The sequence below is a fragment of the Marinococcus luteus genome (genome assembly GCF_034497705.1).
GTDB classification, from domain to species: domain Bacteria; phylum Bacillota; class Bacilli; order Bacillales; family Marinococcaceae; genus Marinococcus; species Marinococcus luteus_A.
Window position 1 is genome coordinate 265,925 of sequence record NZ_JAXRUV010000002.1, and the last position, 15,259, is coordinate 281,183.

13 protein-coding genes are annotated in these 15,259 nt (G+C 50.9%); 10 read left to right on the plus strand and 3 right to left on the minus strand.

All coding sequences use genetic code 11. From position 1 onward, the window contains the following. Nucleotides 1-10 precede the first annotated feature (10 nt). Nucleotides 11-1,348 (plus strand): allantoinase AllB, encoded by a 1,338-nt coding sequence (allB, locus tag Q9M42_RS05415; protein ID WP_322525500.1) that lies wholly within the window; start codon nt 11-13, stop codon nt 1,346-1,348. A 17-nt stretch (nt 1,349-1,365) separates the two neighbouring features. Here the strand turns inward: allB and Q9M42_RS05420 are convergent, their stop codons facing one another. The 3 genes from Q9M42_RS05420 to iolG (Q9M42_RS05430) form a co-directional block, all read right to left on the minus strand. Beyond that, nucleotides 1,366-1,518 (minus strand): hypothetical protein, encoded by a 153-nt coding sequence (locus tag Q9M42_RS05420; RefSeq protein WP_322525501.1) that lies wholly within the window; start codon nt 1,516-1,518, stop codon nt 1,366-1,368. Nucleotides 1,519-1,624: 106 nt separating this feature from the next. After that, nucleotides 1,625-2,422, minus strand: a complete 798-nt coding sequence (iolB, locus tag Q9M42_RS05425; RefSeq protein WP_322525502.1) for a 5-deoxy-glucuronate isomerase — start codon at nt 2,420-2,422, stop codon at nt 1,625-1,627. Nucleotides 2,423-2,437: 15 nt separating this feature from the next. Further along, nucleotides 2,438-3,463 (minus strand): inositol 2-dehydrogenase, encoded by a 1,026-nt coding sequence (gene iolG, locus Q9M42_RS05430; protein ID WP_322525503.1) that lies wholly within the window; start codon nt 3,461-3,463, stop codon nt 2,438-2,440. Between the two features lie 259 nt (nt 3,464-3,722). Between iolG (Q9M42_RS05430) and iolC the strand changes: the two genes are divergently transcribed. The 9 genes from iolC to Q9M42_RS05475 all read left to right on the plus strand — a co-directional run bounded on the left by iolC (nt 3,723) and on the right by Q9M42_RS05475 (nt 15,250). Beyond that, nucleotides 3,723-4,724 carry a 5-dehydro-2-deoxygluconokinase gene (iolC, locus tag Q9M42_RS05435; protein ID WP_322525504.1) on the plus strand — a complete coding sequence of 334 codons (1,002 nt, stop codon included), beginning with the start codon at nt 3,723-3,725 and terminating at the stop codon, nt 4,722-4,724. 86 nt (nt 4,725-4,810) lie between these two features. After that, nucleotides 4,811-6,262 carry a CoA-acylating methylmalonate-semialdehyde dehydrogenase gene (locus Q9M42_RS05440; RefSeq protein WP_322525505.1) on the plus strand — a complete coding sequence of 484 codons (1,452 nt, stop codon included), beginning with the start codon at nt 4,811-4,813 and terminating at the stop codon, nt 6,260-6,262. 115 nt (nt 6,263-6,377) lie between these two features. Next, nucleotides 6,378-8,297, plus strand: coding sequence for a 3D-(3,5/4)-trihydroxycyclohexane-1,2-dione acylhydrolase (decyclizing) (iolD, locus tag Q9M42_RS05445; RefSeq protein WP_322525506.1), 1,920 nt, complete (start codon nt 6,378-6,380; stop codon nt 8,295-8,297). A 193-nt stretch (nt 8,298-8,490) separates the two neighbouring features. Next, nucleotides 8,491-9,504 (plus strand): Gfo/Idh/MocA family protein, encoded by a 1,014-nt coding sequence (locus Q9M42_RS05450; protein WP_322525507.1) that lies wholly within the window; start codon nt 8,491-8,493, stop codon nt 9,502-9,504. Nucleotides 9,505-9,585: 81 nt separating this feature from the next. Beyond that, on the plus strand, nt 9,586-10,626 hold the full coding sequence (gene iolG, locus Q9M42_RS05455; protein ID WP_322525508.1) for an inositol 2-dehydrogenase: 1,041 nt from the start codon (nt 9,586-9,588) through the stop codon (nt 10,624-10,626). 48 nt (nt 10,627-10,674) lie between these two features. Next, nucleotides 10,675-11,613 (plus strand): myo-inosose-2 dehydratase, encoded by a 939-nt coding sequence (gene iolE, locus Q9M42_RS05460; RefSeq protein WP_322525509.1) that lies wholly within the window; start codon nt 10,675-10,677, stop codon nt 11,611-11,613. Between the two features lie 188 nt (nt 11,614-11,801). After that, complete coding sequence (locus tag Q9M42_RS05465; protein ID WP_322525510.1) at nt 11,802-12,833, plus strand: LacI family DNA-binding transcriptional regulator; 1,032 nt, start codon at nt 11,802-11,804, stop codon at nt 12,831-12,833. Next, nucleotides 12,830-13,744, plus strand: a complete 915-nt coding sequence (locus Q9M42_RS05470) for an aldo/keto reductase (RefSeq protein WP_322525511.1) — start codon at nt 12,830-12,832, stop codon at nt 13,742-13,744. The genes Q9M42_RS05465 and Q9M42_RS05470 overlap by 4 nt, the downstream gene beginning before the upstream one ends. Before the next feature lie 150 nt (nt 13,745-13,894). After that, nucleotides 13,895-15,250, plus strand: a complete 1,356-nt coding sequence (locus Q9M42_RS05475; protein ID WP_322525512.1) for a sigma-54 interaction domain-containing protein — start codon at nt 13,895-13,897, stop codon at nt 15,248-15,250. The last annotated feature ends 9 nt before the right edge of the window (nt 15,251-15,259 follow it).

Here is a 15,259-nt window from a genome sequence, read left to right on the forward strand (position 1 = left end):
CACATAAAGAATGTATGATCTGCTGATTAAAAATGGAATCGTTGTCCGCCCAACCGGTACAGAAGTAACTACCGTGGCAGTCACAGATGGAAAAATAGCAGCCTTTGGCGTTTCTGATGAAAAGAAAGCGCAAAGCGTAGTAGACGCTGATGGGATGCTCGTTATGCCGGGAGCGGTAGATGTTCACGTTCATTTCAGTGAGCCCGGCCGGGACTGGGAAGGCTTCGAAACAGGCTCCCGGATGCTTGCAGCGGGCGGTATCACTACGTATATGGATATGCCCTTAAACGGTATTCCTTCTACGATTACAACGGAAAACGCCGAAGAAAAAGCAGCGCTCGGCCGGCAGAAATCCGTCCTGGACTTTGGGCTTTGGGGCGGCCTCGTCCCCGGGGGAGTAGAACATATTCCGGCTATGGCGGCGCGTGGCATACGTGTATTTAAAGCCTTCATGTCGCCGAGCGGCAACCCGGAGTTTGAACGGGCGGATGATGAAACACTGTTCCGGGGCATGCAGGTGATTGCTGAACACGGAGGGATGCTCGGTCTTCATGCAGAAAGCGAGCCGGTAGTGAGTACGCTCAGCAGGCAGTTCGAGGAGCGGGGCCAAACGGAAGCGGATGACTATTTAGCTTCGAGGCCGGTGGAAGCAGAACTCGAAGCGGTACAGCGCGCTCTCGTTTTTGCGAAGCAGACAGGCTGTCCGCTGCACTTCGTACATATTAGCTCTGCTGAAGCGGTCCAGGTGATTCAGCGCGCAAAAGCAGCCGGGCAGGACGTTACGCTCGAAACCTGCGCCCATTACCTGATGTTTGACCACGAAGCACTGCAAATGCGCGGAGCCGAAGCAAAATGCGCGCCACCGTTACGGGAGGCCGCGGTGCAACAGGAGCTTGTGTCCAGATGGAAGCAGGGAGAGATAGATATGGTGACCTCCGATCATTCACCGTGTCCGGAAGAGTTGAAAGAAGGCGGGCTGTGGCAGGCGTGGGGAGGTATTTCGAGCGGACCATACACGCTGTTAAGTGTACTCGAGCTCACAGCGAAGCATGATCTGTCATGGGGACAAGCAGCAGCGTGGACTGCAGAGCAGCCGGCGTACCGTTTTGGACTGCATCAAAAGGGGAGCCTGGAAAAAGGGAAGGATGCAGACATCGTGCTGGTCGACCTTTACGAAGAAACGACAGTAGCACGTGAAACAATGCATATGCGCCACAAACACAGCTTGTTTGAAGGGCATCGTTTTCCGCACCGCATACATTCGGTCTGGCAGCGGGGCACAGAAATTTATAACGGAAAAACTGATACATTTACAAACAATAAAGGAAAGTGGCTGCAGGAACAATGATCCGGCAGCCACTTTTTTTAGCGCAGAAGGCGGTTAATGAATTTACGTGCTGTACGGTTGGCAGAGCGGCGCGCGAGGCGTTTCCCCAGGGAACCGTTTTTAGCTGCCTTTACATCACCAGTCACACGGTTAGCTTTTAAAATCGTACGTGCGAGCTTTTGAAAAGCCATCTGAACACTCCTTTCCGGGAACTTCTTGTTGTATAGTATATATCCTAATTTGTACAAAAATAAGCCTCCAAATGAATTTCATTTGAAGGCCTGGAAGCGGAAAAGTTTATTTCAGCAGCCATTCATGATCCGGGTCATTATGGAATTTCCACTGGCGTACCGGGCCGGCCATCACGTTCAAATAATAAGCCTGGTAGCCTGCAGGAGCTGCCACCGGATGGTAGCCTTTAGGCACCATCACTACATCGTTGCTGTTTACGACCATTGTTTCATCAAGGTCTCTCGGATCGTCGTAAACGCGGTGAATCAGGAATCCGCCTTCCTCCGGGTCCACTTTATGAAAATACGTTTCTTCCAGGTAGGACTCGTGTGGAAGGTTTTCGGTATCGTGCTTGTGCGGCGGATAGCTTGACCAGTTTCCTTCCGGTGTATACACCTCCACCACGAGCACGCTCTCGGCTTCCTCAGAGTCCGGAAGGATATTATGCACTCTCCGGGACATGGAGCCGGAGCCGCGGTCTTCTGTGCCTACATCCTCCGGGCCGATCAGGCGGGCATTGTACTTTCCGGTTGCCGGTGCCTTACAGACGGCGAGTTCAATATCTGTATTCGCCTTTACCTCAAAGCGGTCCCTGGCCGGAACGTATACCGAATACGGCGGAATTTTTTCGAAAACACTCATGCGCTTGCCGAGGTTTTCAAAGGAGTCATTGCTGGTCTGGATGTCTGCTTTGCCGCTTAACAGCACGAGGCATGCTTCGTTATCGCCGGTGTCGGCCTGAATGCTTTCGCCCTCCTGCACACGGTACACCTCGAAGCCGACATATTTCCATCCGGCGCTTTCCGGGGTAACATCATGGATTTTTTGTGCGTTGGTATCTGGTTTTACGACTAAGTTTGGCATACATAAACACCCTTTCTAAGAGATTTCAATTGTTTCGGATTCCACATCAGCAACATATACGGTTTTTTTCTCTTTCCATGCTTTTGCTGCAGCCAGTGCAGCCGTCTGGGCGGCGATGCCATCATCGCCGGTGCAGACAGCCGGGGTGTTGGACTGCACGGATTCAGCGAACATCGCAATTTCGCGCTCGAACGCCGTCTGATACCGTTCGAGGAAGAAATGCACCGGCTTTTCCGATTTAATAAAATCGTCCTGCCACCACTCCACCTGATGGATTGGCTGGTTCGGCACCGTGGCTGCCCCGTTGGAGCCAAACAACTCGAGACGCTGGTCATAGCCGTAGACCGCCCGCCGGCTGTTTTCAATCACACCGACGGCCCCGCTTTCAAATGTTAAAGAAATAACAGCCGTGTCAATGTCGTCGTAATCGTTGAACCGCTTGTCGGTCAGGGCACCGCCGTGCACAGAAATAGCTGCAATATTTTCTCCCATAATATAGCGGGCCATATCAAAGTCGTGAATAGTCATATCCACGAACAGCCCGCCGGATGTTGCCACGTATTCCATGGGAGGCGGGGAAGGATCGCGTGAAATAATCTGCAGCATCTCGGGGGTGCCGATCTGGCCGTTAATCCGCATCTTTCGCACCTGCTGGAAGGAAGGATCAAAGCGGCGGTTGAAGCCGATCTGAAAAACAAGACCTGCTTCTTTGGCCGACTTGACTACCCGGCGGGATTCTTTAATATCGAAGCTGATTGGTTTTTCACAAAAAATATGTTTTTTGTTATCAATGGCCTTATCAATCAGAGAAATATGCTCTGAGGTGGCAGCGCAGATGAAAACGGCATCAATTTCGGGGTCAAAAAGAATATCTTCGGCATTGGACGTTACGTACTGCGGAGAAAAGGCCTGCTCGATCGTTTCAAGAGCAGAGGTGTTTATATCTGCGACAGCCCGGAGGCCAGTGTCAGGAAGATGATGAAGGTTTTCTATATGCAGCCGGCCGATGCGCCCGGCGCCGATAACACCTATATTAACCATATGCGGAACCTCCATAAAAATGTATTTTAAAGAAAGCGCTTAACTTTAATGTGAATTATACATTAATGAATCGCTTACATCAATCGAAGAATGAGATTTTTCAGAAAGCATGCAGCAGCATTCACCTTTAATATAGAAATTAAAGAAAAATCAAAAAAATACTTTACATCTGAATGCGCTTTCTTTAGAATCAGACGTATAGAAGAGGAAAGCGCTTAACCATAAATCGATTAAAATAACGAAGGGTGGTTATGTTTTAATGGAATTTCCAAAAAACCGTTCAAGGGATCTGGTTGGCATGGGCCGGCTGACGATTGACATGAACGCGAATGAAATTAACCGTCCGATGGAAGAAACGAGGACGTTTACGAAATATGTGGGAGGATCTCCGGCAAATATTACGATTGGGGCATCGAGACTCGGTCTCAGCACCGGCTTTATCGGCAAGATAGCAGATGATCAGATGGGCAATTTTATCCGCAGCTACTTTGAAAAAAATAATATCAATACGGAAAACGTAAAAACAGACGATACGGGTGCGGTGACCGGTCTCGCCTTTACGGAAATTATTAGTCCGGAAGACTGCAGTATACTTCTGTACAGAGACAATGTGGCGGATCTGAAAATCAGCCCGCTCGAAATTTCCGAGGAATACATTAAAAATACATCCGCGGTAATGTTTTCCGGCACGGCGCTTGCTGCGAGCCCTTCCCGCGAAGCGGTCTTTCTCGCGGCAGAATATGCGCATAAACATGGAACGAAGGTGCTTTTTGATATTGACTTTCGTCCGGCGACGTGGAAATCAAAGGAAGAAACCGCCACGTATTACAACCTGCTGGCTGAAAAAAGCCATCTGATTATTGGAACAAGAGACGAATTCAATATGATGGAAAACATGGAGTCAGAAATGGATGGAAGCGATGATAAGACTGCCTCGAAGTGGTTTAATCACTCAGCAGAGATTGTGCTGATTAAGCACGGAGCCGAAGGGTCGTTTGCCTATACGAAGGACGGGGACTATTTCACCGGGAAAACCTTCGAAACCGAAGTGCTGAAAACGTTTGGAGCCGGAGACGCCTATGCTTCCTCCTTTGTTTATGGCCTGATGCAGGGCTGGGAAGTCGACCGGGCGATGGATTTCGGCGGCGCGTCCGCAGCCATTGTCATTTCCCGGCACAGCTGCTCCGAAGCGATGCCAAAGGCGGAAGAAGTACAGGAGTTCATTGATGAAAGTGTGAGAAAAGGTACCATAAAGTCCTAAGAGGACAGGGTGCTCAGGTATAATCATATGAAAGTACTTCAAAAAGCAATTCTAACATCCGTTAATATAGAAAGGACGATGAAGATATGCAGGAACAAGCAGTAACGACCTTGAAAAATTTTATCGGCGGCGAATGGGTGGAATCCCGGTCGGCGACCGACAATGTCTACAACCCGGCTACCGGTGAAGTGATCGCCCGCGTCCCGCTCTCCTTGAAGGATGAAGTGGACGAAGCCGTGAAGGCGTCCCAAGCGGCGTACCGCGACTGGTCGAAAAAGCCGGTCCCGCAGCGGGCCCGCATCCTGTTCGCCTACCAGCAGCTGCTCATCCGCCACTGGGACGAGCTCGCCGAAATCATTACGCTCGAAAACGGCAAAAACCTGAAGGAAGCCAAGGGCGAAGTGCAGCGCGGCATCGAGTGCGTGGAATTCGCCGCCGGGGCCCCGACGCTCATGATGGGCGACCAGCTGCCGGACATTGCCACCAACATCGAGTCCGGCATGTACCGCTACCCGATCGGTGTGGTCGGCGGCATTACGCCGTTCAACTTCCCGATGATGGTGCCGTGCTGGATGTTTCCGCTTGCGATTGCCTGCGGCAACACGTTCGTCATGAAGCCGTCCGAGCGGACGCCGATGCTTGCGAACCGGCTCGCGGAGCTGTTGGAGGAAGCGGGGCTTCCGAAGGGCGTGCTCTCCGTGGTACACGGCGCGCATGACGTCGTGAACGGCCTGCTCGAGCACGACGACGTGCCGGCGATTTCCTTTGTCGGCTCCCAGCCGGTCGCGGAATATGTGTATAAAAACGGCACGGCGCACGGCAAACGCGTGCAGGCACTCGCCGGGGCGAAGAACCACACCCTCGTCATGGAGGATGCGGACCTCGATAACGCCGCCTGGCAGATTCTGAATGCCGCCTTCGGCTCTGCCGGGGAACGGTGCATGGCCGCCTCCGTGGTCGCGGTGCAGGAAAGCGTGGCCGATCAGCTGGTGGCAAACATCCAGGCCTATGCCGACGACGTCACCATCGGCAACGGCCGTGAAAAAGACGTGTTCCTCGGGCCGGTGATCCGCGAAGGCCACCTCGAGAAAACGAAGGCCTACATTGACAAAGGCGTCGAGGAAGGCGCGACGCTCGTGCGCGATGGGCGCCAGGACGAGGTTGCCAAGGACGGCTACTTTATCGGGCCGACGATCTTTGACCACGTGCAGCAGACGATGACGATCTGGCAGGACGAAATTTTCGCGCCGGTGTTATCCATCGTGCGCGTGCCGGACCTGACGGCCGGCATCGCATGGGCGAACGAGTCGCGCTTTGCGAACGGCGCCTGCCTGTTCACGAGCTCCGGGCACAGCGTCCGCGAATTCCGGGAGAACATCGACGCCGGCATGCTCGGCATCAACGTCGGCGTGCCGGCCCCGATGGCGTTCTTCCCGTTTTCGGGCTGGAAGGATTCCTTCTACGGTGACCTGCATGCGAATGGCAAGGACGGCGTGGAGTTCTACACCCGCAAGAAAATGGTCACCGCCCGCTGGTAAACGTATAGCTTCAGCCAAATAGCACAAGCCCAGACTGTCTTCTCTTTCCTTTCTATTCTGAGAGAGGAGAAGGCAGTTTTTTCTTCTATAAAACGACAACAGGAAGGGGATTTTTATGCCCGTATTAACGACAGCACAGGCAATCGTACGTTTTTTGGAGCAGCAGTATATTGAATGGGACGGCGAGGAAATTCCGTTTGTAGATGGAATGTTTACGCTCTTCGGCCACGGTAACGTTCTTGGTCTCGGCCAGGCTCTTTCTGAAGCGAAGCGGCTCCGGGTGTACCAGGGAAAAAACGAGCAGGGGATGGGGCATGCGGCCATATCGTATGCTAAACAGAACAATCGCAAACGCATCATCGCCTGCACGTCTTCAGTCGGCCCTGGCTCTGCCAATATGGTGACAGCGGCGAGTGTGGCGACCGTAAACAACATACCGCTGCTTCTTTTTCCGGGAGACATCTTCGCAAGCCGCCAGCCGGACCCGGTGCTGCAGCAGGTGGAACAGCCTCACGACTTAACGATTTCCACGAACGATGCGTTCCGCCCGGTAAGTAAGTTCTGGGACCGTATAACAAGACCCGAACAGCTGATGAGCTCCTTAATCCAGGCGATGCGTGTACTGACAAATCCGGCAGAAACGGGTGCTGTTACCGTGTCCGTGCCGCAGGACGTCCAGGGGGAAGCGTACGATTTTCCGGAATCGTTTTTCCAGAAACGCGTTCACCGTGTTTCAAGAAAAGTGCCGGATGAGCGTTCGGTGAAGGAAGCAGCAGCTTTAATCCGGAGCAAAAAGCGTCCGTTTATCATTTGCGGAGGAGGCGTGCGTTATTCAGAGGCGGGAGAAAGCCTGAAAAAAATGGCGGAAGCCTGGAACGTGCCAATCGCAGAGACGCAGGCCGGCAAAAGCGCGGTGGAAAGCACGCATGAGTGGAATGTTGGAGGTCTTGGTGTAACTGGTAATCTGGCAGCGAATACGCTCGCTCCGAAGGCGGACGTTATTATTGCAGTAGGTACGCGCCTGGCTGACTTTACCACCTCCTCGAAGCAGCTGTTCCGGGATGAAAATGTCGAATTTATTTCGATCAATGTGTCGGAATTTCACGGGGTGAAAATGGATGCAGCCCCATTAATCGGGGACGCTCAGGCTGTAATTGACGCGCTGGTAAACGAAACAGGAGACTATACGTCTGAATTTAAAAACGAGACCGAAGAGGCGAAGGCGGCCTGGACCAGGGAAAAAGAGCGGCTTTATTCTGTCCGATACACGGAAGAAGGCTTTACGCCTGAAATCGCCGGTCATCTTGACGAGGAGCTGCAGGAGTACCGTAAAGTGCTGGGCACGGATCTGGCGCAGACGACAGCACTCGGTATTGTGAACCGGGAAATCGATGAAGACGCTGTAGCCGTCGGAGCGGCCGGAAGTCTGCCTGGCGACATGCAGCGCCTGTGGGAGTCGAGCCAGAAATACCGGTACAACATGGAATACGGCTACTCCTGCATGGGCTATGAAATTTCCGGGGCGTTTGGGGCCAAGCTTGCTGAGCCGGACAAGGAAGTATACGCCATGGTCGGGGACGGCAGCTTTTTGATGCTGCATTCAGAAATGATTACAAGCGTACAGGAAAACAAAAAAATTAACGTAATGCTGTTCGACAATTCTGGATACGGCTGCATTAACAACCTGCAGATGGGCAACGGCATGCAGAGCATTGGAACCGAATTTCGTCATCGTGATGAAGAAAAGGATGAAATGTGTGGCAGTGTGATGCACATTGACTATGCGAAGGTAGCTGAAGGCTACGGCCTGAAAACGTACCGGGTGACGACAGAGCAAGGGTTGAAAGAAGCAATCGCTGAGGCGAAAAAGCAGACGGTGTCTACGCTGATTGACGTAAAGGTGCTGCCGAAGACAATGACCGGAGATTATGAATCCTGGTGGCACGTCGGAGTATCAGAGGTTTCTGAGCGCGAAAGCGTGCGGGAGTCCTTTGAAGACAAAGAAAAGCAGCTGCAGCATGCCCGGAAATATTAAATGGTTAAACGCGTTCAGAGCCCCGGCTCTGGACGCGTTTTTTAAATGTAAATTATCTTTTTGATAAATCGCTTACATTTTTTCCGTTTACCCCTTGAATTACCCGGAAGGAAACGATAATATGAACATAAGTTAAGCGCTTACTCAAAAACAATTATATTAACTATAAAAACAGTGCAGGAGGTTCTAGGTCGTGGATAAAGTGAAGGTTGGAATACTCGGAGCGGGGCACATCGCTGCAGTGCATGCTGCTCTTTTAAAACTGGATGAACGGGTCGAAATCGTTGGAATTGCTGACATTTTTGAAGAAAAGGCGAAGGCACTGGCCGCAGAAGCAGGCCCGGACGTTCGTACAGCGGGCTCCATCGAAGAGCTGATTGCGCTTGGTGTGGACACGGTCTACGTCACTACGCCAAACACGATGCATGTCAGTCCGGTTCTTCATTGTTTGAAAAATAATGTAAACGTCTTCAGCGAAAAGCCAATGGCCACCTCGGAGGAAGAAGCAAGACAGATACGCGATGCCGCGCGGGAGTCTAAAGGCTGCTACAATCTTGGCATGAATCGCCGGTATGCCTATGTGTATAAGAAAATTAAAAGCTACATGGATTCCGGCCAGCTGGATGCGTGCTCCGCCCATTTCAAAATGAACCGGGGAGAGCTGCTGCATCCTGCCTGGACCTCGGATCCAGCGAAGACTGGAGGCTTTTTATACGAAACGCCTTTTCATTTGATGGATCTCTGCCGCTATTATTTCGGGGAAGTAAAGAAAGTGAAATGTGAAGCAACACAGGCCGTTTCAGACAGCGAGCTTGATAACTTTGCGATTCTTTTAACCTTTGAATCCGGCCTGGTCATGACGTTCAACACCTTTGCCCATTCCGGATGGAGCTTCCCATTTGAAGCGATTGAAATTTACGGCAAGTACAGTACGGCGTCAACCGCTGAACTCGAAACGGTGAAAATTGCCTGCGGCCTTGAAGGGGAGATTGACTCGTCGGATTATCACCTCATGCCTGTCAGTAAAAAATGGGGATATGAAGAAGAAAACCAGCTGTTCATTGATGCTCTGGTCAAAGGTACAGAACCGCCGGTAAATGCAGAGGAAGCGTACAAATCAACCTTCCTGTTAACAAGCATTTATGAAAGCGCTAAAACCGGTAAAGAAATAAATATTGCCGACCAGTTAAACAAAGTACTTTCTTAAGTAAAGAGACAAGGAGTGGCCAGAGGCTATAAAGAAGAGCAGCTAAGTCAGGCGGACAGAAAAAACACAGGAGGTGCGCAAATGGCACAGAACGATATAAGAGTAGCGGTGCTCGGACTCGGACGACTGGGACTGTTTCATGCAAGCAACATGATGAACAAAGTAAAAGGAGCCGAGCTGATACTGGTGTGTGATCCACTCGCCGAACACGCCGAAATGGTGGCTGAACAGCTTGGGGTGGAACGCTGGACGTCTGACCCTGAAGAAGTGTTTGCCGACCAGGAAGTGGACGCAGTCGTGATTGTAACGCCGACCAGTACGCACGCTGACATGATTACGAAAGCGGCCCGCAGCGGCAAGCAGATCTTTGTTGAAAAGCCGCTGACCTCCACGGTGGCAGAAGCCGAAGAGGTGATCAAAGTCGTTGAAGAGACCGGCGTTGTCTGCCAGGTCGGCTTCATGAGAAGGTACGACCCTGGTTTTCATGATGCCAAGGAGCGTATAGAAGCCGGAGAAATCGGCAAGCCGATTTATTTTAAAGGGTTCTCGAGAGACAGCGGCTCACCGCCTGCCTCTTTCATCAAAAACAGCGGCGGCATATTTCTGGACTGCTCTATTCATGACTATGATATGGCCCGGTATTTAATGGGCTCGGAAATTTCTTCCGTTTCCGGCCACGGCCGCATTCTCATTAATTCCTTCATGGAAGAATACGGAGATGTCGATCAGGCGATTACGTATTTGGAGTTTGAAAACGGAGGCGCCGGAGATGTGGAAGCAAGCAGAACATCTCCATACGGCCATGACATACGTGCAGAGATTATCGGCACCGAAGGAGCAATCTTTGTCGGTTCGCTCCATAACAGCGATGTGACAGTGCACAGCAGCTCAGGAAGCAACCACGAGATTGTGCCAAATTTCCAGACGCGGTTCCGGGAAGCGTATATTCTCGAGCTCGAACAATTTATTAAATGCGTCAAAGGAGACCAGGAACCGCGGGTCACTTCATTGGATTCCAAAATCAATATGCAGGTAGCGCTTGCGGCCACCGAATCATTTAAACACAACGGAGAACGTATTTATATGAAAGATGTTCACCAGGATAAGGTTTATACCGACTAAATAGACATTAAAAAATATCACGAAATGATAAGAAAAGGGGTGCAGCATATGGCGGGGCTTGGGAACTATGAGTTCCATCTCGGAATTGCAGCTATCAGCTGGGTGAATGATGACATTCCGGGACTGGGAGACCACTATTCACTGGATCAGATTTTAGGAGAGATGCGGGAAATCGGGTACGAAGCGACTGAAATGGGTCGCACCTTTCCACGTAACCTTGACGAATTAAAAGCGATTCTCGAAGAGCACGATATTACGCTTGCCAGTAAATTCGTCGGCACGCAGTTTTCCAACCTGCAGCATAAGGAGCAGGAAGTCCGCGATTTCGAACAATGGGTCCGGTTTTTGAAAGACATGGACTGCGAATACGTGATTGTGTGTGAAATGGGCAACTCGATGCACTGGGATAAACATGATCCTGACAAAGCAAAAATTACAGCACCTTCAGAAGCGCAGTGGAAAAGCATGGTGGACGGCTTGAACGAAGCCGGACGCATCGCGGAAAAATACGGACTCAAGCTCGTGTATCATCCGCATGCCGGCACGATTGTAGAACAACGCGAGGACGTGGACCGCCTGATGGCAGAAACCGACAAAGATGCTGTGTCGCTGCTGTATGATACCGGGCATGCCTTTTTCGGCAACTACGACCCGATGGACCAGCTGACGCGCTACTACGACCGCATTAAGTACGTACACTACAAGGACGTACGGGAAGACATTTGGAACAGGACGATTAAAGAAAACCTGACATTCCGGGAAGCTGTACTCGAAGGCCTGTTTACCGTTCCCGGCGACGGCTGCATCGATTTTGAGCCTGTCCTTGAAGAGCTGATGAAACGGGGCTACCAGGGGTGGACAGTAGTAGAAGCAGAACAGGATCCAGACGTCGCCCCGCCGTATAAATATGCGAAAATGGCGAAGGATCATCTGGATGAAACGATGGACAGGGTTCTGGAAAAATACGGGGAAAAAGCCGGGAGATAAACGAATGAAGGCATTTCGAGGGAATATCGAAATGCTTTTTTCTGCTTCAGGGAGCCTGCACTCCCGGAGGCTCGCAGTGATTTTTGTTTTCCCCTGGGCCAGAAAGCTTAAAAGAAAAGGCTTTCCCGGTGGATAGGAAGGAACGGAGGATTTATAATAAACGAAACGACAAAAATGAGGAAGATAAAATGAGACCGACAATTTACGACATCGCTGAGCGGGCTGAGGTTTCGATCGCTACAGTGTCAAAGGTGATAAACAACAAAGGAAAAATAGGGGAGAAAACTAAACAACGGGTGCTCGCCATTATGGATGAGCTTGATTATCAGCCGAGCACGGTGGCCTCTGCCCTGACAGGAAAGCAGACGAATACGATCGGCCTGCTGGTTCCTGATATTGCCAACTCCTTTTTTGCCGAGCTTGCGAGAAGCGTGGAAGACACAGGACACGCCGGTGGGTTCAATGTCGTTATATGCAATACCGACAACAATCCGGAAAAAGAAATTCAGTATTTGTGGTGGCTGAATCAAAAAAGAGTGGACGGTATTATTCTGGGCACAGGGATACAAAACACTAAAGCCCTGCAGGATTTTATGAAACAGAACATTCCCCTCGCGCTCGTGGCTAGAGACGCTTCCGAGATTAATGTAGATACGGTGCTCGTCGATGACTACCGGGGCGGATACGCGGCTACGAAGCATCTGCTCGAAGCAGGACATACCCGGATTGCTTTTGTTGTAGGCGAGATGAATAATTCGAGTGATACAGAGAGGCTGAAGGGGTTTTACGAAGCGTACGACGAGCACGGGATAAGCCGGGAGGAAGCAGTGCTCGTAAAAGACAATAATTCAATTGATGACGCTAAAAAGTCGATGCTGCAGGCTTTGCAGAGTGACCCTGGTATTACCGCAGTATTTGCTTTGAATGACTTTTTGGCAATCGGCTGTATTCAGGCAGGTAAAGAAGCCGGGCGGCGGGTACCTGAAGATTTATCCGTTGTCGGCTTTGATGATACATTTATTGCTACGCTGAGCGATCCACCGCTGACTACAGTAGCGCAGCCCATTCTTGAAATGGGGCGGCTGGTGACACAGATGCTCGTGGACCGGATCGGCGGCAAAAACGAAACGACACGGACGGTTATTTTAAATCCGGAGCTGCACGTGCGTAAGACGACCGCAGGCATAAAAGAAGCAGAAAGGGATGTTACGAGCTCATGAAATATAACACGCTTGGAAAAACAAACGAACAGGTCTCTATCGTAGGTATTGGAACGTATCAATTCGGCGGAGAATGGGGCAAGACCTTCACTCAAAAGGAAGTGGACGGTTTGTTTGAAGCAGCAAGAACGGAAAACCTTAATTTTATCGATACCGCCGAATGCTACGGGGACCATCTTGCGGAAGAACTGACCGGCACGGCCATTCAAAAGGATCGCGACCAATGGTTTGTAGCCTCCAAGTTCGGCCATCATTTTCACGGGCCGAACGACCGGACCCGGCACTATGATCCGGAGGATGTGCAAAAGCAGCTTGAATCCTCTCTCCGGGCGCTCCGGACAGATTACATTGATCTTTACCAGTTTCATTCCGGCACAGACGAAGAGTTCCGGGATGATAAGCTGTGGACGATGCTCGATAAACAGAAAAAAACCGGCAAGATCCGTCATCTCGGTCTTTCCGTGAAAAAACAGGACTACATGGATCAGATCAGGAGGGCAGAAGCTGTCGGTGCAGAAACGATACAACTGGTGTACAACCGCCTCGACCGTGAAAACGCCGAGGATGCTTTTCCGGAATGTGACCGTCAGAATCTCGGTGTTATCGCCAGAGTCCCGATGGCGAGCGGCTACTTAAGCGGAAAATATACACCTGGAGCTTCCTTTGAAGAAAATGATGTCCGCCACCGTCATCCGCAAAATGAGCAGGAAGCAGCCCTTCAGGAAGCCCTGCGGCTCAAGGAGAGTCTGCCGGACGATGTACCGCTTGCCCAGTGGTCTCTTGCCTGGTGTCTGGCCAACTCGAGTGTGGATGCTGTCATCCCCGGCTGCAAAACTCCGGAACAGCTGGTAAGCAACGCCAAAGCTGTAGATCTTCTTGATAATAAAGACACTTCCCTGTTCACTATTTAACTGAAACAGCTGACGCCTTTTCCTGAGTAGGGAAGGGCGTTTTTTTACGTAAAGAATAGAAAAATGTCCTTGAAGTAAAGCTGTTGTTTCTTTTGGGAAGCAGAAGGGAATAGTGGGGTAATAATTCATAAACAGAAAGGATGATGGAGTGTGGCAGAAGTAGAATACTGGAAACAGTTCGTAGTAGAACCACAAATGCTCGAAGCGTCGAAAACGGAAGTGTCTGACGTGTTGAAGGTTTGGAAGAACGGAGAAAAAGATGCAATCGTGATGGTTGATGAAGACAGCCGCCCGGTGGGAGTTCTTGATGAAACAAAAGTGTGGAATCACATCTACAAGGAAAAAAGCCTTGATAAAAAGATTAAGGACGGATGGATCTTGGAAGTTTCTCAGATTACGGAAGGACAGATTCCAGAATCGTGGGAACAGCAGTATCCACCAATCGCAGTCGTTAACAAAAAGGGGAGAGTCACCGGTGTCTGGACGGAAAAAGCGTTAAAAGAGCTACATACGTCTGAAACGGCTTCCTCTCCTACCTTCCGGCCCTCCATTGCTTCCTTCCGGCGTGTCATAGGGGAAAATGAAGAGATTCACCGGGCGATCCAAACAGCGAAGCGGGCCGCTAAAACGAAAACCCCCGTCTGGCTTTCCGGGGAAACGGGCACAGGCAAGGAATTGTTTGCCCAGGCGATTCATCAGGAAAGCGGCAGGACAGGAGAATTTGTGGCAGTGAACTGCGCCTCCATCCCGGACACTCACCTTGAAGAAGAATTATTCGGAAAAGAAGTCCCAATGCAGCCCCAGCAGGGTGCCGTTGGCTTGCTTGAAGCAGCTCATGAAGGCACTTTGTTTCTAGATGAAGTAGGCAATATGTCCATGGCGATGCAGGCAGCTCTTTTGCGCGTGCTTGAAGATTCGTATGTACGTAAGATCGGCAACGCAGCCCCAATTCCGGTAAATATGAAGATCATTTCTGCTACTAATGAAAATATTGAACAACTGGTGGAAGAAGGGAGATTCCGCCGGGATCTCTATTACCGCCTGCATGTGGTGCCTGTAGATCTGCCGCCGCTCCGCGAGCGGACCGAAGACCTCCCGCTTCTGGTGGAATATTATAATACGCATTTTTCCACTGAGCTGGGCGTGAAGCCGCTAAAAATAACGAACAAAGCCATGGAAGCCATGAAACAGTACGACTGGCCGGGGAACATCCGGGAATTGATGAATGTTATTGAGCAGCTTTCTGCGATGCACGACGGCGGGAAAATACGCACGGAAGACCTTCCTATCTCTTCTGTTAAAGCCCGTGAAGCCGCAGAGCCCGTTCAGGCAGCCCGGACCGAAAGTGCGAACGCAGCAAACTGGAAGGACCAGAAATCGGCCCAGGAGCAGACCATGATCAAGCAGGCACTTGAAGAAGCAAACGGCAATAAGACAGAAGCTGCTAAAAAGCTTGGGATCCACCGGACAACGTTATATAAAAAAATGCGCGATCATCATATGTAACACAAAAAA